The organism is Bradyrhizobium sp. S69 (genome assembly GCF_009766005.1).
In the GTDB taxonomy this organism is placed as follows: Bacteria; Pseudomonadota; Alphaproteobacteria; order Rhizobiales; family Xanthobacteraceae; genus Bradyrhizobium.
Genome location: NZ_LMUK01000027.1, coordinates 142,313 through 163,091, shown reverse-complemented (window position 1 = coordinate 163,091; position 20,779 = coordinate 142,313). Strand labels below are relative to the sequence as shown.

The window sequence follows — 20,779 nt, the reverse complement described above, 5'->3', positions numbered from 1 at the left end:
GCGCGGCCGCGCGCGCAAGGAAACACCTGATGACCATCATGATGCCCGCTTCCGATCAGGCGGTCCTGGCCCGGCGTGACGCGATCATCGCGGCGTTGCGCGCCATCGTGCCGGGCGAGGGCGTGATCGACAAGCCGGCCGAGATGCTGCCCTACGAGTCCGACGGCCTGATGGCCTATCGCCAGCCGCCGATGGTCGTGGTGCTGCCGGACACCACCGCACAGGTCTCGAAGGTCCTGAAATATTGCCACGAGCAAGGCATCAAGGTGGTGCCGCGCGGTTCCGGCACCTCGCTGTCCGGCGGCGCGCTGCCGCTGGCCGATGGCGTGCTGCTCGGCCTCGGCAAATTCAAGCGCATCCGCGACATCGACTTCGACAACCGCGTCGTCGTGACCGAGCCCGGGGTGACCAATCTGGCGATCAGCCAGGCGGTCGCGCATGCCGGATTTTACTACGCGCCCGATCCGTCGTCGCAGATCGCCTGTTCGATCGGCGGCAATGTCGCGGAAAATTCCGGCGGCGTGCATTGCCTGAAATACGGCATGACCACCAACAACGTGCTGGGCTGCGAGATCGTGCTGATCACGGGCGAAATTCTCAAGGTCGGTGGCAAGTCGCCGGAGACCTCTGGCTATGATGTGATGGGGATCATCACGGGCTCGGAGGGCCTGCTCGGCGTCATCACCGAAATCACGGTGCGGATCCTGCAAAAACCGGAGACCGCACGTGCCCTGATGGTCGGCTTTGCCGAAGTCGAGGCTGCCGGCAAATGCGTCGCCGATATCATCGGCGCCGGGATCATTCCGGGCGGCATGGAGATGATGGATAGACCCGCGATCCACGCCGCCGAAGCCTTTGTGCATGCCGGCTATCCGCTCGATGTCGAAGCGCTGTTGATCATCGAGCTCGACGGGCCCGGGGTCGAGGTCGATGAACTGATCGACCGGGTCGAGAAGATCGCGCTGGGCTGCGGCTCGACCACCTGCCAGATTTCAACGTCGGAGGCCGAACGAAACCTGTTCTGGGCCGGCCGCAAGGCGGCGTTTCCGGCCGTCGGACGCATCTCGCCGGATTATCTCTGCATGGACGGCACCATTCCGCGCGGCGCACTGCCGCAGGCGTTGGCCCGGATTCGCGACCTCTCCGCAAAATACGGTCTCGGCGTCGCCAATGTGTTTCACGCCGGCGACGGCAATCTGCATCCGCTGATCCTGTACGATGCCAACAAGCCCGGCGAGATGGACAAGGCTGAGGCCTTCGGCGCCGACATCCTGCGCTGCTGTGTCGAACTCGGCGGCGTGCTGACCGGTGAGCACGGCGTCGGCGTCGAGAAGCGCGACCTGATGCCGGAGATGTTCAGCGAGATCGACCTCAACCAGCAGCAGCGGCTGAAATGCGCATTCGACGCGCAGGGACTGCTCAATCCGGGAAAAGTGTTTCCGACCCTGCATCGCTGCGCCGAGCTTGGCCGCGTGCACGTGCACGGCGGCAAGCTGGCGTTTCCCGATTTGCCGCGCTTCTGAGCCGGTTCGCCTAGAGCATGATCCCGAAAAGTGGAAACCGGTTTTCCGAAAAGATCATGCTCAAACAATAAGTTAGAGCGGGATGACGATTCGAAGATAAGTCATCCCGCTCTAACGCGCCGGGGCGGGATGTTTGGTCTCCCGTCCTTTGACGTCGGCGTAATGTTGCGGCGCTTCGCGGCGGTCGAAGCGGCCGTAATCGCGCACCACGCGGACCTTGCGGTGCCGCAGCGTTTCGATGCCGTCGATCTTCTTCGGTTGCCATAGCTCCGCCGCCTTCACATCCTTCCAGGCGACCAGCAACGCGATCTTGCCGGGATTGTAGATGCTGGCCCAGACGTCATGCTCGGCGACCGCGCCGTTGTTGAGGTCGAGGCCGAGATGCGCGGGCAGCAGATCGGCCTGGCTGGCAAAGGCCGCACCCTTGACGGGCGTGATCTCGGTGAACGTCGCGACCTTGGCAATCCCCACCTCGGTTTCGTCGAAACGGCGTTCGTCCACCGGCGCCTCCTTCGGCGGGTGGGTATCGGCGGTCACGTCGCCGACGCGTAAATGATAGTCCTGGAAGATTTCGAAGCGGCCTTTGCCCTGCACGACGTGATGTTCGCCCTCGGTACGCCAGCGCACCACGGACTTTTCGTCGCGCCAGGTCGAATGCGACAGAACCCAGCCGGGTCGCAGCTTGCTTTCGAACCGCTCATTGTCGACGAAACCGTCAATGGTTTCCAGGATCGGCTTCAGGTGCTTGGCGAGTTCGAGATAGTCGTCCTTGCGGCCGTCATTGGGATGAACTTCAAAAATCACGGAGAACATGGTGTTTCCTTTCGTGTGTGGTTCAGACGGGAACGGCGGCGATATCGTCGCCCTGAAGAAAGTTGATGCTTTCGCGCCATAGCGTGGGACGCATCATTTCGAGATGCACCAGGTGGGTGCCGCGAGAAATCTTGATGTCGCGTTTGATAGGGGCCTGCGTGAACGCGTTGAACAACCATTGCGCGTCGTCATCCAGCATCAGCCCGTCCCATTCGCCGCGGATGATCGCGACGGGCGAGCGGACCTTTGCGGGGTCGTAGGCGAGCTGGCCGTGCCAGGCCTTGATGATCTCGCTGAAAGGCCCGAGCGGCGTCTTCACCCCGGCAGGATCGCGCGAGCGGCTTTCCGGATCGCTGTCGAGATAGGATTTGCTCCAACCCTCGAAATGAAGGCGCGACAGCACCGGCGGCTCGTGCGCAGGGACGTCCTCGATAAACCGATTCCATTGATCCTCCGGGGTGACGATTCGCCACGCCGGAAACGTGGCCGGCGTTTCATATCGCCGCGGCCCGCGGCGGCCGATCGGAGCAAACAATACCAGCCGGTCGGCCAGCGCAGGGTGCGCGGCGGCAAACAGGCAGGCGGGCATCGAGCCCCACGAATGTGAAATCAGCGACAGTTTTTCGATGTTCTGGTGGCCAAGAATGAAACGCGCGGCGGCCTCGAGTTGTCGTGCGGCGTCGTGCGCCACGCAAAGCGGAGCATTCTGGACCGCCGGCTGCTCCATTTCAGGATAACGGTCGGAATGACCGAAGCCGTAGAAGTCCAATCCCCAAACATCGAAGCCTGCTTCCGTAAGCGCGTCGCGCCAGGATTTGCCGTCGAAACGGTGTGCGATCGAAAGCGCCGATGGAAATGTTGCGCCATGCACATAAAGCACCGTGCGGCGCGGCTTACCCTCGCGCTGCGGCGCCGGCAGGAAGCGGAGAAAGAGCGACAATCCCTCGCGCGGCCCCGGAATGCGAAAATGCTGTTCGCGGGGATCGAGTTTTGTGGTGGTCGAAAAGTCCGTCATGTGAATTGCCGATCAATTTGAGGTGGTCAGCGAGCCGTGTGGCTTCGGAAACATTCACGCGTTGCGCGACGACCCGTCACCACCAACTCGCCTCGGCGGGATCGGTTTCCGCCGATCACTTCGATGACGATCGAAGTGACGACGAAGGGCGCTGCGGAATTACCGAGCAACATCAACAGATTGCGTTGCCTTGCGATGGAAGCGGATTCCGGCGAAACCTCAGGCGCGTGCGCTGACGGTTTCGCGCGGAATCTCTTGTTTTCTTTTCGGCTGCACCGCGACTCTAGCAGCCGAACCACGCGCGCCTACAGTAACGCGTATTGGGCGCGTTCGCGCTTGGCGAGAAGCGGCAATGCTTGCTCCGCGATGTACGTCTTGAAATAGGCGCTGTCCTGATGCGCCTTGAGCGCGGCCTCGTCCCGAAACAATTCATAGAACAGAAACTGCGCGGGATTTTCCTTGCCGCGGCCGATCAGAAACAGCTTTGCCCCCGGATCGCTCTGCGCCTCGGGTAGAAAGCGGTCGAGAATCGCGGCGACTTTATCGGCCTGTCCTTCCCTGGCCTCCCATTGCGCCACTACCAGCAGGCCGCCGCCGTTGACGACGTCGCTCACGGTTTTCTTGTCCATTGCATATTTGCTCATGTTCATCACTCCCTGGTTTGGTTCTGATCGAGATGGCGAGATCGCCCACGGCGCGAAGTTGATGGTCGCCATGACCGCGCCGAACGTTCCGATGACCGATCGCCGGCTGAGCGTCGTGGTGCATCGCGTGACTTCCGAAAGTTTCATATCTTCTCCATCGGTTGGTATCGTCGCGGGTCAACGCGAACTTGTATCGATGGTTCTGCGGATTTAGTTCGGCCGCGATCGAACTGTCGATGTCGTGAACGGTTCGATCGTTATCGAAGCGTTGAAGCGGAGCGACGTGCGACGGAGGCGTTGGTGCCCGATCAATCGGGAGGACGAATCATGCCGACCCTCGCGCCACAGTTGGCGGAAGTCGCCCAATTGGTTCGCGGACCCGGACGCGCGTCGCGCCGGCCGACGGCATGCGGGATCGCGGGCTTCTGGTCGGCGCCGATCGATCCGCAGGCGCCCGCAAGGCCGATCGGCCGAGATTACCGGGAGGGCATCGCAGCATCTCGAAAATCATTCGGCATAGGAATTTGATTTCCGACGCGAATTTGGCTACCCGCTACAGCCGTGGATACTCTCAAAGTACGTGATGCCCTGGACGTCGAGCAGGTGGTGCGCGCCGCGATCGCGAGCGAACAGCCGCTGGAGATCGTCGGCCATGGCTCCAAGCGGCTGATCGGCCAGCCGATGGCGACCAATGCGCTGCTCGATCTGTCTGATCTGAACGCGGTGACGGCCTATGAGCCGAACGAACTGATCATCACCGCGCAGGCCGGCGCGCCGCTCGCCGACGTGCTGTCGCTGATCGACTCCAAGAACCAGCAATTCGCCTTTGAACCGATGAACACCGCGCCGCTGCTGGGCACGCCCGAGATCGGCACCATCGGGGGCATGATCGCCGCCGGTTTGGCCGGGCCGCGCCGGATCAAGGCCGGTGGCGCACGGGATCATTTGCTGGGCGCGCATGCGGTGTCGGGTTTCGGCGACAGTTTCGTGGCCGGCGGCAAGGTCGTGAAAAACGTCACCGGCTATGACCTCTGCAAGCTCTTGGCGGGATCGTGGGGTACGCTGGCGGTGATGACCGAGGTGACGCTCAAGGTCATGCCGCGACCCGAGAGCGAGCGTACGCTGGTGCTGCGTGGGCTGGATGACATGACAGCGAACCGGGCGATGACGGCGGCATTAGGCTCGCCGTTCGATGTATCGGGCGCGGCGCACCTGCCGAACTCGGCTTTTCGGGCATCCGGGGCGGGATTTGCCGGGCTGGGAGTACAAGGTTTGGGATTCGGGCAGGCGGTCACGTTGGTGCGGCTGGAGGGCATCGCGGCGTCGGTCGTCCATCGCGCGGCCACGCTGGTCAAGCTGCTGGCGCCGTTCGGTACCGCGGACACGATCGAAGATGCGGCCTCGGCGGCGATCTGGGTTGCGCTGCGCGATGTCCAGCCGTTTGCCGCCAACGGCCCGCTCGGCGCCTGGCCGGTGTGGCGCATCGTCTGTCCGCCGGCCTCCGGCGGCGCGCTTGGCGAGCGGCTTGCGCGCGATACCGGCGGCGATGTGATTTACGATTGGGGCGGCGGCCTGATCTGGGCCGCCTTGCCGCCCAAGCCCGACGCCCAGGCCGCCCTGGTGCGCGAGCGGGTCAACGCCGTCGGCGGCCACGCCACCTTGCTGCGCGCGTCCGACGAGGTGCGCCGCAACGTCGATGTGTTTCATCCGCAGCAAAGCGGCCTTGCGGCGCTCGGCGAACGCGTCCGCCACAGCTTCGATCCGAAGCGCCTCCTCAATCGCGGCCGGTTGCTGCGAGGAACTGTGACATGAAGACCGAATTCAGCCTGGCGCAACTGGCCGATCCCGACATCGCTGAAGCCGACAAGATCCTGCGCGCCTGCGTGCATTGCGGCTTTTGCACCGCGACCTGTCCGACCTATGTGCTGCTCGGCGATGAACTCGATAGCCCGCGCGGCCGCATCTATCTGATCAGGGAGATGCTGGAGAAAGACCGGCCGCCGACCGAGGAGGTGGTCAAGCATATCGACCGCTGTCTCTCGTGCCTGGCCTGCATGACCACCTGCCCCTCGGGGGTGAACTATATGCACCTCGTCGATCAGGCGCGGGTCAGGATCGAGCGCGATTATACCAGGCCGCTGGCCGAGCGGGCGTTGCGTGCGCTGCTGGCGCTGGTGCTGCCGCGACCCGGGCTGTTTCGGGCGGGCATGGTGCTGGCGCGGCTGGGCCGGCCGCTGGCGGCGTTACTCCCGGAATCCAAGGGCCCATCGAAGACCGGATCGGCCTCGCCATCCCTGTGGCGGCGCCTCCAGGCGATGCTGGCCCTGGCGCCGGGCCGCCTGCCGGCGAAGGGACCGGCGGCGGGAAGCGTGTTTCCGGCGATCGGCGAAAGACGCGGCCGGGTCGCGCTGTTGCAGGGCTGCGCCCAGCAGGTGCTGGCGCCACGCATCAACCAGGCTGCCATCAATCTGTTGACGCGCCACGGCGTCGAGGTGGTGCTGGTCAAGGACGAGCAATGTTGCGGCGCGCTGACCCATCATCTTGGACGTGACGGCGACGCGCTGGCGCGCGCCCGGGCCAATGTCACGGCCTGGCTCGGCGAGGCCAAGCGCGGCGGGCTCGACGCCATCCTGGTGACGGCGTCGGGCTGCGGCACGGTGATCAAGGACTACGGTTACATGCTGCGCGAGGACCGCGATTTCGCCGGCGCCGCCGCGACGGTCTCGGGGCTGGCCAAGGACATCACCGAATATATCGGCGGCATCGATCTGAAGCCGACACAATCGCAGCCGAGCGATCTCGTGATCGCCTATCACTCGGCCTGTTCGCTACAGCACGGACAGAAAATCACGCAAGCTCCGAAAGAATTGCTTTCCAAGAACGGATTCGTGGTGAAAGATGTGCCGGAGAGTCATTTGTGTTGCGGTTCGGCGGGGACTTACAACATTCTCCAGCCTGACATTGCGAACAGATTGCGCGACCGCAAGGTCGCCAACATCGCGATGGTCAAGCCGGACATGATTGCCGCGGGCAATATCGGCTGCATGGTGCAGATTGCCGGCGGTACGTCAGTTCCTGTGGTGCATACGATCGAGTTGCTCGATTGGGCGACGGGTGGTCCCCGGCCGGGACTTAACTGAGTTCGACTTCATTACTGAGTTCGACTTCATTGACCGGGGCTTAACTAAACTGATCGAGACTGACCCGGCGGCGGCAACAGGAGGATCACGATGGCTAAGGGAAAAAAGAATAAAAAGGGCAAGAAGAGCAAGAAAAAGCTGCTGACGGCGAAGGCAAAGTCCAGCAAGAAATCTTCGAAGAAGGCCAAGAAGACCGCGAAGAAATCCGCCAAGAAGGCTGCCAAGAAATCTGCAAAAAAATCGGCCAAGAAATCGGCGAAGAAGGCCGCCAAGAAATCCAAGAAGGCGGCGCCGAAGAAATCAGCCAAGAAGTCGGTCAAGAAGGCCAGCGCCAAGAAGGCCGTAAAGAAGGCCGCAAAGAAGGCGGCCCCCGCTCCGGCCGTCGTTGCCGCTCCGGTTGCGCCCGCGCCCAAGCCTGCACCCAAGCCGCGCAAGCCAAAGCCTGCGGTTGCGCTAAGCCCGGCTCCCGCCGCGACCAGCTGGGCCGGCCCGAGTTCTGCGGATACCGCCGAGCCCGGTCACGCGCCGTCTCCCGCCCCGTCCTGGGGACATTCGGCCAGCGAGGACGACAACTAAAGTTCTTTACGCGCTAAAGCGTTTTCGAGCGAAGTGGATACCGGTTCGCGTGGAGAAAACGCGTCGAAACAAAAGACTAGCGACCCGTTCCGATTCTATCGGAACGGGTCGCTAGCGAACCGGGTCCCGGTTAGCGCGAACCATATTGTGAGGCCGCAGCACCCGTCGCTGCGGCCTTTTTCGTGCGCGGATTCCAACGCCGGTTGATTCGGATGTGTCTTTCCATCGGGTTCCCGTTCGGGAATTGGCCGCATCGGCAGCCGCAGGTCGGCCGACCGTCGATGGAACCGGCCAAAGTTGTGGTTGGAATGCAACACCCACCGACAACATTTCGTGAAAAGGCCAGAACGACTAAAAAGTCGGCAGATGCCTTAGTTTTTTGCTTCCCGGCAGGGGCAGGGCGCTCCAGATTGGCGGCACGTTAAGGAATTGCAATTCAGCCGATAGCTGCCCCGGGGGGCCGGAAAATCGGACTGACCTTTTGAAATGTGATGGGGATCGTCATGAAGAAACTAGTTTTGTTAGCAACGGCGCTGGCAATGGTATCGGGTTCTGCTCTGGCGGCTGACATGCCCCTGAAGGCTGTCAAGGCGCCGCCGCCGGCCGCGTTCGATCCCTGGGATATCGCCTTCGGCGCCGCCGTGGTCAGCGACTACGTGTTCCGCGGTGTGACCCAATCCAACCACATGCCGTCGGTCACCGCCTATTTCGAGCCGCGCTACAACGTCACCAAGGACCTGCAGCTCTACGTCGGCACCTCGACCGAGAGCATCTCCTTCGCCAACCGCGCCGCGGCTGAAGTCGACGTCTACGGCGGTATCCGCCCGACCTTCGGCGCCAACGCCTTCGATTTCGGTGTCTGGGGTTACCTGTATCCGGGCGGCAACTGCGCCGACAACGTGATATCGGCCAGCGGCCTTGCCGGCGGCGGCGTTTGCTCCGTCAGCACCCAGACGATCTTTCTCGGCGACGGCAACGTGATGAAGAAGGACGTCAGCTTCTTCGAAGCCTATGGCAAGTACACCTACACCATCAACGACAGCTGGGCGCTCGGCCTGAACGAATACTACTCGCCGAACTTCCTGAACTCGGGTGCCTGGGGCAACTACTCGTCGATCACCGGCAAGTACACCGCGCCCAGCACGGCGTTCGGCACCAGCGGCGTCGGCATGTACGTCTCCGGCGAGTTCGGACGGCAGTGGCTCGGCACCAGCGACAGCTTCTACGCTGTCCCGGCGTTCCCCAACGGCATCAAATATGCCGACTACAACACCTGGAACATCGGCATCGGCTTCACCTACAAGGTGTTCACGCTTGATCTGCGTTACTCCGACACCGACCTGTCGAAGGCTAACTGCAATGCCTTCACCAGCACCTTCGATGGCTCCGGCGCCACCAGCTTCAGCTCGATCAATCCGAGCGGCGTCGGCTCCAATTGGTGCGGCGCAGCCGGTATCGCCAAGCTTGCGGTCGACCTGACCGCGATGTCCAATCTGAAGTAAGTTTTCTTCAAGCCAAAGCCAAAGGGGCGGCAGAGCGATCTGCCGCCCTTTTTGTTTTAGAGCGTGATGAGATGAGATGAGATTGGATCGAGTTAATTCTTGCATCACCGACATCTCGCAGCCTTCTCCCTCCCCCCTTGCGGGGGAGCGTTGGGGTGGGGGGCCACAAGCTCAGTTGGAGACCCCCCGACCTCAAGAGCGAGCTTCGCTCGCCTCGGACCCCGCAAGGGGGAGGGGAGCAGGAGGAGCCACTCTCGATATAACTCGATCCAATCGAATCATGCTCTACGGATCTTCCACCCTCACACCGGGCTGGAAGTCTCGCTCCGCTCCTGCAAGGCGAATCGATCGCCGTCGCGGGTCAGCTCGACATGGCGCTGGTGGAACGCCAGCAAGGTCGAGCGATGGCCGATCGACACGATGGTGGTTGCCGGCAGCTTCTCCTCGAGCAGGCGATAGAGCGCCGCCTCCGAGGCTTCATCGAGCGAGGCGGTGGCTTCATCGAGGAACAGATAGTGCGGCTGCATCAGCAGCGCGCGGGCGAGCCCCAGCCGCTGCTGTTCGCCGAGCGAGAGCATCCGGTTCCAGTGCGCTTCCTCCTCCAGCCGTGCGGCGAACTGCGGCAGCCCGATCGCGACCAGCGTTTCGCGGATCTGGTCCGGACTGTAGGCGTCCGCGGCGGCGGGATAGGCGATCGCGGCCTGCAACGAGCCGACCGGAAAATACGGCCGCTGCGGCAGCATCATCAGCCTGGCGTTGGCGGGAACCGATATCGTGCCGCTTCCGAACGGCCATACGCCGGCGATGGCGCGGAACAGCGTCGACTTGCCGGCGCCTGACGGGCCGAGCACCAAGGTGCGTTCGCCGCCGCGCAGGGTGAAGCTGTCGGCCGCGACCTGCGGCGTCCCGTTGGGCAGGCGAACCAGAAGCTGCCGCAGGTCGATTTCATCAGGCCCGGTCGACGCCACGGCGCGGATCGAGCTGCTATCGGTGGCGAGCGCCTCGGCTTTGCCGATCGCCGCCTCGAAGCCGTCGAGACGGGCCACCACCGCGCGCCATTCCGCCAGCGACCGGTAAGCCGAAACGAAGAACGACAGCGCGCCCTGCACGCTGCCGAAAGCTTCGGCGGTTTGCAGCAGGGCGCCGAGCAGGATCTTGTTGGCGAAGAACGCCGGAGCGGCGAGGATGATCGGGAAAACCACCGCGGCCTGGTCGTAGCTCGAGGTGAATGCGGTGAGCCGCTTGGTCCGGCTCATGATCTCGTACCAGTTTCCGACCACGCGGCTGAAGCGTTTCGACAGGCCTTCGCGTTCGGCGCGCTCGCCTTGCAACAGCGCGATCTGTTCGGCGTTTTCGCGGACCCGCACCAGACTGAAGCGGAAATCCGCCTCGAAACGCTGCTGCCGGAAATCGAGCTTCACCAGCGGCGAGCCGATCCACTGGGTCAGTAGCGTGCCGAAGCCGGCATAGATCAGCGCGCCCCATACCAGGTAGCCTGGAATATTGAGGCCACCGATTTCCAACGGCGCTTCCTGGGACAGCCCCCACAGGATGAAGACAAACGAAAACAGCGTCACCACCGCACTCAACAGGCCGACGCCGAGATTGAGCGTCCGATCGACGAACATGCTGATATCGTCGGAAACACGCTGGTCCGGGTTGTCGGCGGCATCGCCCTGAAGCTGCATGCGATAATGGTTGGCGCCATGCAGCCATTCGCCGAGATATTTCGTGGTCATCCAGTTGCGCCAGCGGATCTGAAGCCACTGGTTGAGATAGAGTTGATAGACCGAGAAGCCGACCGTGACCGCGCCCAGCGCGCAAAAGACGATGATTTCCCGAACGAAGCCGTGCCAGTCCTTTTCCTGCAAGGCGTTGTAGAAACGATTGCGCCACTGGTTGACCAGCACACTGGTTCCGACCAGCGCGAGTTCGATGACGATCACCGAGGCCAGCAGTATCAAGCCGGCCCGTTTATCCTCGGAGCGAAAATACGGCATGGCGATGCGCCACACGGTCGCGAGCGTCGATCGGATGTTGTTCACAGATCATCGTCTCCAGAAACGTGGCTTCAAGCGCCTGACATAGAACGGGAATTGGCGGATTTATACTAAAGTTTTGGACACATCGGTTCGGGTTCTGGTGTCGCCGCCTCTGGGGAAAGTCTAGCATGCGCGCAACGGCGCGGGGCGGGGGGCCTTTAGACTTCGCGAGGTTGTGAGCGGATGCGGGTGTGACAGACCAGCTTCGCCGTCGATTTCGCGACATTGCCGAGCCACTCCTGCGATCACGCCAGGGTGTTCCGACCGTCCACGCGGGCCGGGGCGCCACATATTGGCGTGGGGGAGAAGCTCAATGTGGGATCAAGTCTATAATCCATTCGGCAACACGGCGCTTTCGACGATCGCCGCCGCTTTACCCGTTGTCACGCTGCTTGTTCTGATCGCGAGCGGCAAGGTCCAGGTCCATATCGCCGCTATCACGGCGCTGGTGCTCGCCAATCTGGTGGCCATCTTTCTTTTCACGATGCCGGCCAACTTGGCGATCCGCGCTTCGGTGCTCGGCATCGTCACGGGCTTCTTCCCGATCGGCTGGATCGTGCTGAACGTCATCTTCATGTACCAGCTCACCGTGACCGCCGGCCGGTTTGAATCGCTCAAGCGCGCCGTTGGCGGCGTGACCGCGGACCGGCGACTGCAATTGCTGCTGATTGCATTTTCGTTCGGTGCGTTCTTCGAGGGGGCATCGGGATTCGGTACGCCGGTGGCGATCACCGGTGCGATCCTGATCGGCCTCGGGTTCTCGCCGCTGGCGGCCTCCGGCCTGTCGCTGATCGCCAATACGGCGCCGGTGGCCTACGGCGCATTGGGCACCCCGATCCAGGGCCTCGCCTCGGTGACGGGCATCGATCCCTATCTTCTGGGCGCGATGGTCGGACGGCAGTTGCCGATCTTCTCGCTGATCGTGCCGTTCTGGGTGGTGTGGGCGTTCGCCGGCTGGAAAGGCATGAAGGACGTCTGGCCGGCCATTCTGGTCACCGGCCTGTCGTTCGCGATCCCTCAATTTCTGATCTCGAACTACATCAACCCCTGGATCGTCGATATCGGAGCGTCGCTGATCTCGATGGGCTGCCTCATCCTGTTCCTCAAAGTCTGGCAGCCGAAAGTGCTCTGGTTGTCGCCGGCGCTCCGCGGCAACGATGAATCCGCCAGCACGATGCCGCCGGCGAAGCTGATCGATCCGACGCCGCTGACACCGGCGGAACTGTTCACCGCGCTGCTGCCGTGGATCATTCTCTGCATCATCCTGCTGATCTGGGGCACGGGCTGGTTCAAGGCGGCGGTGAATCCGATCTTCACCTGGAACTACGCGGTCCCCGAACTGCACAACATGATCAACAAGGTTGCGCCAGTGGTCCCGGCGCCGACCAAGGAAGCCGCGATATTCTCGTTCACCTACGTGTCGTTTACGGGAAGCGGGATGTTGCTCGCCGCGATCATTGCGGGGGTGATCATGGGATTGTCACCGGCCAAGATCGCCTCCGAATACGTACGCACCATCAAATTGTGTGCGTATTCCCTCATCACGATCTCGGCGATGCTGGCGATCGGTACGCTGACCAGGCTTTCCGGCGTTGATGCGACCCTTGGTCTCGCCTTTGCCGCGACCGGCGTGTTCTATCCGTTCTTCGGCACACTGCTCGGCTGGCTGGGTGTCGCGCTGACGGGGTCGGATACGTCGTCGAATATCCTGTTCGGCAATCTTCAGAAGATCACGTCGCAGCAATTGGGGCTGTCGCCGATCCTGATGGGAGCGGCGAATTCATCGGGCGGCGTGATGGGCAAGATGATCGACGCGCAGTCGATCGTCGTCGCTTCGACCGCCACCAACTGGGTTGGCCACGAGAGCACGATATTGCGGTTCGTGTTCAAGCACTCGATCACGCTGGCGTGTCTCGTCGGCCTCTTCATCATGTTGCAGGCCTATGTCTATCCATTCACGGAAATGGTGATCACGAAATAGCCCAGGAATAACTTACGAATAACCCACGAATAACTCTTGCCACGGCGACATCAAGAATCCCCGCGGGACATGTACCGCGGGGATTTGTCCGGGACTTTCCGATTATTGCCATGGCCAATCTGGCCAACGCCGCGCCTGTCGATTAGAAAGCGCGCGGCAACAGGCTGGGCTATTTCGCAGACCGGACCATTTCGAGAGGCTACATGTTTTCAATGACAAGATTTTTGCGATGGACTGCAGCGGCCCTGACATTGGCTGTAGGTGTGGTGGGCGCCTTTCCGGCCGCTGCCCAGGAGGATTTTCCGTTCGGCTTCGACATGACGCTCGATACCGCCCATCAGCCGGGCTCGAAGCGGCTGCCGACCGTGGAGATCGGCGACCATGGTGAAGCCAAGCTCGATCTCTGGTGCAAAAGCGGCACCGGCCAGTTTTCGGTCGCGGGCAACACCGTGATCTTCATGCCCGGTCCGATGGAGGATCGCGGCTGCTCGCCGGAGCGGGCCGCGGTCGACGACGACCTGATCGCGACCCTGAGTGCGGCCACCAACTGGAAACGCCAGAACGACCTGGTCTCGTTCACGGGCGCGAAGCCGCTGCGCTTCCAGATTAATACCAATTGACGGGCGGAGGGTTTCCGCGCTGCCCCTTGTGAAGCTTTTGGTTTTGCGCAGTCTTCTCAATGCGTCGTCCCTGCGAACGACCTGTGAAGCTATCTCCGACGTCATCCTGAGAGTGTGAGAATGTTTCGTTCTGGCCCGCAGAATTTTGCATTTAATGGTCGGGAGGACACATCGACCGGGAAATTTTGGCTGAACCGCCGCCGGTATGGCGGATGAACTGGCCAACCTCCGCAAGCTGCGGAAACCGGCTATCCCCGATGCCAGCGGCGTTTCTTGGGCGCCTGTTGACGGGGATGCTCTTGTTCATGCGGCGGCCTGCGCCTTGGCGTGCAAGGCGAAGAAGCGCATCATGTTATGAGCGACCGCGAACCATAGCAGATGGATGCGGGCCTTGATCTTGCCGCGCAGGGTCAGCTGGCGCAAGCCCATGCGGCGGGCATGTGCATTAATGCATTCGTGCTCGCAGCGCAGTCTGTAGAAGGCTTTGCCGTCCTCGCTCTTCATGCGTTCACGCCAGTCCGCAACGCCAACACCGTCAGCTTTCTTCTGAGCATAAGGGTCGGTGCCATGCTTGCTCTGCGCTGGCGGACACCACACCTTTATATCTTTGGCATGGGCCCACTCGATGGCGTCATTTTTGGTGAAGCCACCATCGACCAAATAGTTGGAGGGCTCGTAGCCTTCCGCATGCACCGTCTCGATCCCCGGCTGGGCCAGGCCGCGATCGGAGCCGCTGGTATCGATATCGACCGCAACGACCACCTGGTGTTCCGGAGCCGATATGATCTGCATGTTGTAGGCCGGGCGCCATCCACCATCGGCCATCTTCATCACCCGTGCGTCGGCATCGGTGGTTGAAGCGCGCGGCGGCTTCTGCTTGGCCACCTCTTTCTTGTTGGTTTTCTCTCGTCGCTCCCGCTCGGCCTCCAGTTCCTTCATGCGTTCCTGGGCCGCCGCGATTCGCTCCGCACGCTCGCGGGCGCCACGCTCCTTTGCCGCCCGCCTCCGCCGATCGTCGGCCGCGGGTTCGGTCTCCACTTCAAAGCGCAGGCGCTCTACCCGCGTCTGCGCCGCCGCCTTCAACTCATCAAGCCGCGGGCGCCGGCGGAACGAACCCGCTCCGGCCCCCGCACGTACCCGCAAGCCATCCTGCGCCAACGTGTCGAGCGACACCAACCCTGCGTCCACCATCGACGCCACCCCCTGCGCCAGCAGCCGTTCCAGAACCGCCAGATGCGCGACCCGGAAGTTCGACAGGCTGTGATAGTTCATCGACACTCCGCCGCATAACCAGCGATAGATCAGATGATCACGGCACAGCCGGTCCAGTTGGCGAGCGCTGCCCACCCCATCGATCGTGGCCCAGAGCCAAAGCGCTAACATCAGCTTTGGCGAAGCTGGCGGATGTCCGGGCTGGGACTCCCGCGCCTTGATGACGTCGTACAATGCCGACAGATCGAGCCCCTCCACGAACGACCATACCGCACGCACCGGATGATCCTCCGGTACCAGATCGTCCAACGCCGCTACTTGCATACCCATCTGGCTGCGTTCGGGCTCCCGCAGCCGCGGCGCGCCGCGTCCCTCAGCCTGTGGACTTTGCTGCTCGGGTAAATCCTCGAACAATTGCTCGTCAGCCATCGCCAGCCCCTGCTTCGCGCTCAGGGCAATCGAATCACACCCCAACCGCCCTGGCAAATGCTCGTGGCCGAAAGATTCTCCCGCTCTGAGGTGCGAGCTCTTGCGAGCCTCGAAGGAGAACCGCAAGCACGGAGCTGAACACCATCCTTCGAGGCGCGTCGAAGACGACGCGCACCTCAGGATGACGGTTCCGGTGTGTCCCGGGCCTTCCCGGGGACAAACCCCGCCTGCGAGACTTCCACTCCGCTCCAGCCCGCCCCGCATCCCAAAATAATTATTGACTGATTAGTCACTCTTTGTTAGGGCGTGGTCTCATGGCCAGGCCCAAAAGCGAGGATAAGCGGGATGCGATCATGGCGGCGGCGGTCCGGGTGATCGCGGCTCAAGGGCTGAGCGCGCCGACGGCGGTGATCGCCAGGGAGGCGGGTGTCTCCAATGGATCGCTGTTCACTTACTTCGAGACCAAGGCCGAGCTGTTGAACCAGCTTTACCGGGAGCTCAAGACGGAGATGGCCACGGCTGCGCTGGACGGACTCCCGGCCGACCGCGACATCCGCGAGCAGGCGCGCCATATGTGGTCGCATTGGCTGCGTTGGGCGACGTCCTATCCCGATAAGCGCCGGACACTGGCGCATCTCGGCGTATCGGACGATATCACCCCGGAAAGCCGTGAGGCCGGGCACCGGACGATGGCCGGCATCGCCAGCCTGCTGGCGCGGAGCCGTGAAAATGGCCCGATGCGCGATGCGCCGATGGGGTTCGTGGTTGCCCTGATGAACTCGCTGGCAGAAGCGACGATCGATTTCATGATCCAGGATCCCGCCAACGCCGACCAACACTGCACGGCCTCGTTCGACGCGGTGTGGCGAATGCTGGCCTGATTTTTTTGCTTCATGAATGACTGACTAGACAGGCTCTTAAATAGAGGAAAGAAAATATGTCGAATGCTTTGGAAAATCCTTCGGACCGCAAAGCCTACGTGGTCACGGGCCCGACCTCCGGCATCGGTCGCGCCACGGCATTTGAGCTGGCCAAATATGGCACGGTCGTCCTGGTCGGCCGCGATCCCGGCAAGCTCGAGGAGATGCGAGAGCTGATCGCGCAGAAGGGCCAACACGCGGTGTCGGTGGTGTGCGATCTGTCGGATCTGGCGAGCGTGCGTCGCGCGGCCGCGGAGATCATCGCGCTGCATCTTCCGATCGCCGGCCTGCTTAACAACGCGGGCATGATGCAGCCACGCGCCAGGAACGCGCTGGGCTGGGACATGACGTTCGCCACCAACCACCTTGGACCGTTCGCGCTGACCGAAGCTCTAGTACCGCATCTTGCCGACGGTGCGAACGTCGTCTTCGTCGGTTCGGGCACTGAAGATCCCGCGCGCCGGCCGGCCACCGCGGTCGGCTTCCGCGGCGGTCGCTACATCTCGGCGGAGGCGAGCGCGCGCGGCGAGTGGGTGCCGGGCGGTTCCGCGATCCCGGGCGGGGATGCCTACGCCACGTCCAAGCAGTGCAATATCGTCACGGCCATGGCGTTCGCTCGCGAGACCCCGCGGCTGCATTTCAACGCGGTCGAGCCGGGCTTCAATCCGACCACCGGTCTCGGGCAGCGCGATGCCAATGTCCTGCTGCGCTTTCTGGTGAAATACATCATTCCGTTACTGGTGCCGCTGTTGATGCCCTTCATGAAGATTTTGAGCACGTCGAAGCGGGCCGCGCGCGTTATCAGCAAAATCCTGACCGATATTTCGGGTCAGTCCGGCATTTATTACGACGAGGGCGGCCAGCCGATGCCCGGCTCCACGTTCGTGCGCGATCCGAAATTCCAGGATCGCGTCGTCGCCGAGACGCGCGCCTTGCTGGCGACGGTTCCTATCTAAGCATCGAGACTATTCGCAGCGACGACGAAGCGTTGGCGTCAAGGTGCATCACTCGGCCAATGGCCGACATGGCAAACGAAGCCTGAAGAAAATGCTTCGTTTACGAGTTGTTAGGCTTTCTTGATTATAACTTAGATCGTCCTCGTTTGGACACCGAGTGGCTCCTGTCCACTCTGTTTGACGCCTCCCTGTTATCAACTTCAAAAGCCGCCGGAAACGGCGGCTCTTTTTTGGGCGTCTTTGTCACCTCACTGTCACCACGCTGGAAACCATAAAAAGTCTTGTGGCTGGACTCTCGGCCGTTAGCGCGCAATGATTTGTTCATCATAAGCCGGTGCATGTCGAAGCCGGTCGGGTAACAAGTGGCGTGAGGCGTTAACCATGTCGGACCGTGCGCAAGGCGAAACCGCTCTGGTGCAATTCAGCGAGCGGCTGACCAATTCCGCGGCGTTCGGCACATTGTTCCGGGAAGGCATGGATCTGGTCGAGGAGACCGCCGCCTATCTCGACGGGGCCGGTCGGGCCGAAGCCAAGGCGCTCGAGCGCTCCGTGAGCCTGACTTATGCAACCGAGAGTATGCGGCTGACCACGCGCCTGATGCAATTGGCGTCATGGCTGCTGCTGCACCGTGCGGTGAAGGAAGGCGAGATGACGCTGACCCAGGCCAATCGCGAAAAGACCAAGGTCAAGCTCAGCGCCGCCGATCCGGGCGGTGCCGACATGATCGAAAAACTGCCGCAGCAATTGCAGGACCTGATCGCGCGCTCGATGGCGCTGCAAGCCAAGGTCCGCCGCCTCGACGTCACCATCCACACCCCATCGAGCGAACGCGCCGCGATCGGCAATCCGCTGGTACCGCAGCTCAACCGGCTGAAGGCTGCGTTCGAGCGCTAAACCTCAAAGTTCGTCATTGCGAGGAGCCACCGGGTCGCGCGAATGCGCGCCCGATGACAGGCTATGCGACGAAGCAATCCAGTCTTGCTTCGTTGTTCTGGATTGCTTCGCTCCGCTCGCAATGACGGAAGCAACTAAACACCGAACCAACAAAAACGCCCCGGCGATGAGCCGGGGCGTTTTGATGTTTGGCGCAAAACAAAAAGAGAGACGAAAGCCGTCTCAATCCTTCTTGAGGAAGCCCGAAAATTTCTTCTGGAAGCGCGATACGCGGCCACCGCGGTCGAGCATCTGCTGGGCGCCGCCGATCCACGCCGGGTGCGACTTGGAGTCGATATCGAGGTTCAGCTTGTCGCCGGCCTTGCCCCAGGTGGAGCGGGTCTGGTACTCGGTCCCGTCGGTCATGACGACCGTAATCGTATGATAATCCGGGTGAATTTCGGCTTTCATGGCAGATCCTTCGGCGCGCCGGCGCCTGCTTTTCGGTAACTAAAGGGTGGATTTGGGCGCTCTATAACGCAGCGGGCCCCGCAAAACAAGCCAAGGATACCCGCGTCACGGCTCTTTCTGGGGTGCAGATCGCCGGATTTGCCAGCGCTGGCCGCGAAGCCTATCTGAGGGCGGCAACGCGATAGGTCAGATCTCATGAGCGCAGTGGAACGGCTTGACGAATTGAATGGCGGAACGCCGCCATTGCCGGATTCCGAGCTCAATGAGGTGTCCCCGATCGAGGCGGTGCTGGCGGAAACGCCGGCCAAGAGTTCCGCCAAGCTGCGGCCGCTGCTGGCGCTGGCCCCCTACATCGCGCGCTATCGCTGGCGCGCCATTCTGGCGCTGGTCTCGCTGACGGTTGCCGCGATCACCACGCTGGTGGTGCCGGTCGCGGTGCGGCGGATGATCGATTTCGGGTTCACCCCGAAAGGCATCGCCATGATCAACAGCTATTTCAGCGTGATGATCGCGGTGGTGGCGGTGCTCGCGCTCGCCAGCGCGTCGCGTTATTACCTCGTGATGACGCTGGGCGAGCGTATCGTCGCCGATCTCAGGCGCGACGTGTTCGCGCATTTGATGTCGCTGTCGCCGGCGTTCTTCGATTCCGCGCGCAGCGGCGAGCTGATTTCGCGACTCACCGCCGACACCACCCAGATCAAAGCCGCGGCCGGCGCCTCGGCCTCGATCGCGCTGCGCAATATCCTGATGTTTCTCGGCGCCACCGCGATGATGGTGATCACCAGTCCGCGGCTGTCGGGCCTGGTGCTGCTTGCGATCCCGCTGATCGTGCTGCCGCTGGTGGCGTTCGGCCGCTGGGTCCGGCGGCTGTCGCGCAACGCCCAGGATACGCTGGCGGATGCGACCTCCTATGCCTCCGAATTATTGGGCGCGATCCGCATCGTGCAGGCCTTCACCAGCGAGCAGATGGCCAGTGCGCGCTTCGGCGGCGAGGTCGAGCAGGCCTATACCGCCGCGCGCAACTCGACCAAGGCCCGCGCGGTGCTGACCGCGATCGTCATCTTCATCATCTTCACCAGCGTCGTGTTCGTGCTGTGGATCGGCTCGCACGATGTGCTGACCGGCAGCATCACCCCGGGCCGGCTCGGTCAATTTATCTTGTACGCGGCGTTTGCCGCCGCCGGCCTCGGCCAGCTCACCGAGGTCTGGGGCGAGGTTTCGGCAGCTTCAGGGGCTTCCGAGCGATTGTTCGAAATCCTCCGCGTCAAATCGAAGATCACGGCTCCCGCGTCGCCGCGCCCGCTGCCGGTGCCGGCGCGCGGCGACGTCAGCTTTGAAAATGTCCGCTTCGCCTACCCGACGCGGCCGGATGCCTCGGCGGTCGATGGCGTTTCGTTCAAGGTCAGCGCGGGCGAGAAGGTGGCGATTGTCGGCCCCTCGGGCGCCGGCAAGAGCACGCTGTTTCATCTGCTGCTGCGGTTCTACGATCCGGTGTCCGGGGTGATTTCGGTCGATGGTGTTCCGATCAAGGCCGCCGATCCGCGCGAGGTTCGCTCCCGCATCGCGCTGGTGCCGCAGGAATCGGTGGCGTTTGCCGCCAGTGCACGAGAAAACATCCGCTTCGGCCGGCCCGCGGCCAGCGATGCCGAGGTCGAGCGTGCCTCGGATCTCGCCCATGCCAGCGAATTCATCCGCCGCCTGCCGGGCGGCTTCGAGGCGCAATTGGGCGAGCGTGGCGTCACGCTGTCGGGCGGCCAGCGCCAGCGCATCGCGATCGCGCGCGCGATCCTGCGCGACGCGCCGCTATTGCTGCTCGACGAAGCCACCTCGGCGCTCGATGCGGAAAGCGAGACCCTGGTGCAGACCGCGCTGGAAGAACTGATGCGCCATCGCACCACGCTGGTGATCGCGCATCGTCTCGCCACCGTGTTGTCCTGCGACCGCATCCTGGTGATGGACCAGGGCCGCATCGTCGAGCAGGGCACCCACGCCTCGCTGGTCGCCGCGGGCGGGCTGTATGCGCGCCTGGCGCGATTGCAGTTCGAGGGGATTTGACCTTCTT

19 protein-coding genes are annotated in these 20,779 nt (G+C 62.6%); 13 read left to right on the top strand and 6 right to left on the bottom strand.

Annotated features, from left to right (window positions below; translation table 11 throughout):
* Positions 1-29 precede the first annotated feature (29 nt).
* A complete protein-coding gene (locus GSQ88_RS11245; protein WP_159007811.1) occupies positions 30-1,523 on the top strand; it encodes an FAD-linked oxidase C-terminal domain-containing protein in 1,494 nt (497 codons plus the stop codon).
* 111 nt (positions 1,524-1,634) lie between these two features.
* Here the strand turns inward: GSQ88_RS11245 and GSQ88_RS11240 are convergent, their stop codons facing one another.
* The 3 genes from GSQ88_RS11240 to GSQ88_RS11230 form a co-directional block, all read right to left on the bottom strand.
* Positions 1,635-2,336: an antibiotic biosynthesis monooxygenase family protein gene (locus GSQ88_RS11240; RefSeq protein WP_159007810.1), complete on the bottom strand. Its 702-nt coding sequence runs from the start codon at positions 2,334-2,336 to the stop codon at positions 1,635-1,637.
* Positions 2,337-2,358: 22 nt separating this feature from the next.
* Complete coding sequence (locus tag GSQ88_RS11235) at positions 2,359-3,351, bottom strand: alpha/beta hydrolase (RefSeq protein WP_159007809.1); 993 nt, start codon at positions 3,349-3,351, stop codon at positions 2,359-2,361.
* Between the two features lie 305 nt (positions 3,352-3,656).
* Positions 3,657-3,995 (bottom strand): putative quinol monooxygenase, encoded by a 339-nt coding sequence (locus GSQ88_RS11230; protein WP_159007808.1) that lies wholly within the window; start codon positions 3,993-3,995, stop codon positions 3,657-3,659.
* Here GSQ88_RS11230 and GSQ88_RS11225 point away from each other — a divergent pair.
* The 6 genes from GSQ88_RS11225 to GSQ88_RS11205 all read left to right on the top strand — a co-directional run bounded on the left by GSQ88_RS11225 (position 3,994) and on the right by GSQ88_RS11205 (position 9,213).
* Positions 3,994-4,209, top strand: a complete 216-nt coding sequence (locus tag GSQ88_RS11225) for a hypothetical protein (RefSeq protein WP_159007807.1) — start codon at positions 3,994-3,996, stop codon at positions 4,207-4,209. The two genes, GSQ88_RS11230 and GSQ88_RS11225, sit on opposite strands and share 2 nt — an antisense overlap.
* Positions 4,210-4,322: 113 nt before the next feature.
* Entirely contained in the window at positions 4,323-4,523 is a 201-nt protein-coding gene (locus GSQ88_RS35205; protein WP_210253787.1) for a hypothetical protein, read from the top strand.
* A gap of 33 nt (positions 4,524-4,556) precedes the next feature.
* Positions 4,557-5,807: an FAD-binding protein gene (locus GSQ88_RS11220; protein WP_159007806.1), complete on the top strand. Its 1,251-nt coding sequence runs from the start codon at positions 4,557-4,559 to the stop codon at positions 5,805-5,807.
* Complete coding sequence (locus tag GSQ88_RS11215) at positions 5,804-7,135, top strand: heterodisulfide reductase-related iron-sulfur binding cluster (protein ID WP_159007805.1); 1,332 nt, start codon at positions 5,804-5,806, stop codon at positions 7,133-7,135. The genes GSQ88_RS11220 and GSQ88_RS11215 overlap by 4 nt, the downstream gene beginning before the upstream one ends.
* Positions 7,136-7,225: 90 nt before the next feature.
* Complete coding sequence (locus GSQ88_RS11210; protein WP_210253786.1) at positions 7,226-7,711, top strand: hypothetical protein; 486 nt, start codon at positions 7,226-7,228, stop codon at positions 7,709-7,711.
* 503 nt (positions 7,712-8,214) lie between these two features.
* Positions 8,215-9,213, top strand: coding sequence for a TorF family putative porin (locus GSQ88_RS11205; RefSeq protein ID WP_174247981.1), 999 nt, complete (start codon positions 8,215-8,217; stop codon positions 9,211-9,213).
* 302 nt (positions 9,214-9,515) lie between these two features.
* On the opposite strand, the gene GSQ88_RS11200 is transcribed toward GSQ88_RS11205, so the two are convergent.
* Positions 9,516-11,258: an ABC transporter ATP-binding protein/permease gene (locus GSQ88_RS11200; RefSeq protein ID WP_159007803.1), complete on the bottom strand. Its 1,743-nt coding sequence runs from the start codon at positions 11,256-11,258 to the stop codon at positions 9,516-9,518.
* 310 nt (positions 11,259-11,568) lie between these two features.
* On the opposite strand from GSQ88_RS11200, the gene GSQ88_RS11195 reads away from it, so the two are divergent.
* Both GSQ88_RS11195 and GSQ88_RS11190 read left to right on the top strand, forming a co-directional pair.
* Positions 11,569-13,236 (top strand): L-lactate permease, encoded by a 1,668-nt coding sequence (locus GSQ88_RS11195; RefSeq protein WP_159007802.1) that lies wholly within the window; start codon positions 11,569-11,571, stop codon positions 13,234-13,236.
* Between the two features lie 212 nt (positions 13,237-13,448).
* Positions 13,449-13,856, top strand: a complete 408-nt coding sequence (locus GSQ88_RS11190) for an META domain-containing protein (RefSeq protein WP_159007801.1) — start codon at positions 13,449-13,451, stop codon at positions 13,854-13,856.
* Between the two features lie 303 nt (positions 13,857-14,159).
* Here the strand turns inward: GSQ88_RS11190 and GSQ88_RS11185 are convergent, their stop codons facing one another.
* Positions 14,160-15,497: an IS1182 family transposase gene (locus tag GSQ88_RS11185; RefSeq protein ID WP_159007800.1), complete on the bottom strand. Its 1,338-nt coding sequence runs from the start codon at positions 15,495-15,497 to the stop codon at positions 14,160-14,162.
* A gap of 353 nt (positions 15,498-15,850) precedes the next feature.
* Between GSQ88_RS11185 and GSQ88_RS11180 the strand changes: the two genes are divergently transcribed.
* The 3 genes from GSQ88_RS11180 to rcdA all read left to right on the top strand — a co-directional run bounded on the left by GSQ88_RS11180 (position 15,851) and on the right by rcdA (position 18,267).
* Entirely contained in the window at positions 15,851-16,378 is a 528-nt protein-coding gene (locus GSQ88_RS11180) for a TetR/AcrR family transcriptional regulator (RefSeq protein ID WP_210253785.1), read from the top strand.
* A gap of 56 nt (positions 16,379-16,434) precedes the next feature.
* Positions 16,435-17,373: an SDR family NAD(P)-dependent oxidoreductase gene (locus GSQ88_RS11175; RefSeq protein ID WP_159007798.1), complete on the top strand. Its 939-nt coding sequence runs from the start codon at positions 16,435-16,437 to the stop codon at positions 17,371-17,373.
* Positions 17,374-17,754: 381 nt separating this feature from the next.
* Positions 17,755-18,267 (top strand): protease adaptor protein RcdA, encoded by a 513-nt coding sequence (gene rcdA / locus GSQ88_RS11170; RefSeq protein ID WP_159007797.1) that lies wholly within the window; start codon positions 17,755-17,757, stop codon positions 18,265-18,267.
* Positions 18,268-18,489: 222 nt separating this feature from the next.
* Here rcdA and rpmE read toward each other — a convergent pair whose 3' ends face one another.
* A complete protein-coding gene (gene rpmE, locus GSQ88_RS11165; RefSeq protein WP_159007796.1) occupies positions 18,490-18,717 on the bottom strand; it encodes a 50S ribosomal protein L31 in 228 nt (75 codons plus the stop codon).
* A 195-nt stretch (positions 18,718-18,912) separates the two neighbouring features.
* Here rpmE and GSQ88_RS11160 point away from each other — a divergent pair, with 195 nt between their 5' ends.
* A complete protein-coding gene (locus GSQ88_RS11160; RefSeq protein ID WP_159007795.1) occupies positions 18,913-20,772 on the top strand; it encodes an ABC transporter ATP-binding protein/permease in 1,860 nt (619 codons plus the stop codon).
* Positions 20,773-20,779: the final 7 nt, after the last annotated feature.

Coding starts and splice junctions, on each gene's coding strand:
- GSQ88_RS11245 (WP_159007811.1), top strand. CDS start 30: ATGACCATCATGATGCCCGCTTCCGATCAGGCGGTCCTGGCCCGGCGT.
- GSQ88_RS11240 (WP_159007810.1), bottom strand. CDS start 2,336: ATGTTCTCCGTGATTTTTGAAGTTCATCCCAATGACGGCCGCAAGGAC.
- GSQ88_RS11235 (WP_159007809.1), bottom strand. CDS start 3,351: ATGACGGACTTTTCGACCACCACAAAACTCGATCCCCGCGAACAGCAT.
- GSQ88_RS11225 (WP_159007807.1), top strand. CDS start 3,994: ATGTTCATCACTCCCTGGTTTGGTTCTGATCGAGATGGCGAGATCGCC.
- GSQ88_RS11230 (WP_159007808.1), bottom strand. CDS start 3,995: ATGAGCAAATATGCAATGGACAAGAAAACCGTGAGCGACGTCGTCAAC.
- GSQ88_RS35205 (WP_210253787.1), top strand. CDS start 4,323: ATGCCGACCCTCGCGCCACAGTTGGCGGAAGTCGCCCAATTGGTTCGC.
- GSQ88_RS11215 (WP_159007805.1), top strand. CDS start 5,804: ATGAAGACCGAATTCAGCCTGGCGCAACTGGCCGATCCCGACATCGCT.
- GSQ88_RS11210 (WP_210253786.1), top strand. CDS start 7,226: ATGGCTAAGGGAAAAAAGAATAAAAAGGGCAAGAAGAGCAAGAAAAAG.
- GSQ88_RS11205 (WP_174247981.1), top strand. CDS start 8,215: ATGAAGAAACTAGTTTTGTTAGCAACGGCGCTGGCAATGGTATCGGGT.
- GSQ88_RS11195 (WP_159007802.1), top strand. CDS start 11,569: ATGTGGGATCAAGTCTATAATCCATTCGGCAACACGGCGCTTTCGACG.
- GSQ88_RS11190 (WP_159007801.1), top strand. CDS start 13,449: ATGACAAGATTTTTGCGATGGACTGCAGCGGCCCTGACATTGGCTGTA.
- GSQ88_RS11185 (WP_159007800.1), bottom strand. CDS start 15,497: ATGGCTGACGAGCAATTGTTCGAGGATTTACCCGAGCAGCAAAGTCCA.
- GSQ88_RS11180 (WP_210253785.1), top strand. CDS start 15,851: ATGGCGGCGGCGGTCCGGGTGATCGCGGCTCAAGGGCTGAGCGCGCCG.
- GSQ88_RS11175 (WP_159007798.1), top strand. CDS start 16,435: ATGTCGAATGCTTTGGAAAATCCTTCGGACCGCAAAGCCTACGTGGTC.
- rcdA (WP_159007797.1), top strand. CDS start 17,755: ATGTCGGACCGTGCGCAAGGCGAAACCGCTCTGGTGCAATTCAGCGAG.
- rpmE (WP_159007796.1), bottom strand. CDS start 18,717: ATGAAAGCCGAAATTCACCCGGATTATCATACGATTACGGTCGTCATG.
- GSQ88_RS11160 (WP_159007795.1), top strand. CDS start 18,913: ATGAGCGCAGTGGAACGGCTTGACGAATTGAATGGCGGAACGCCGCCA.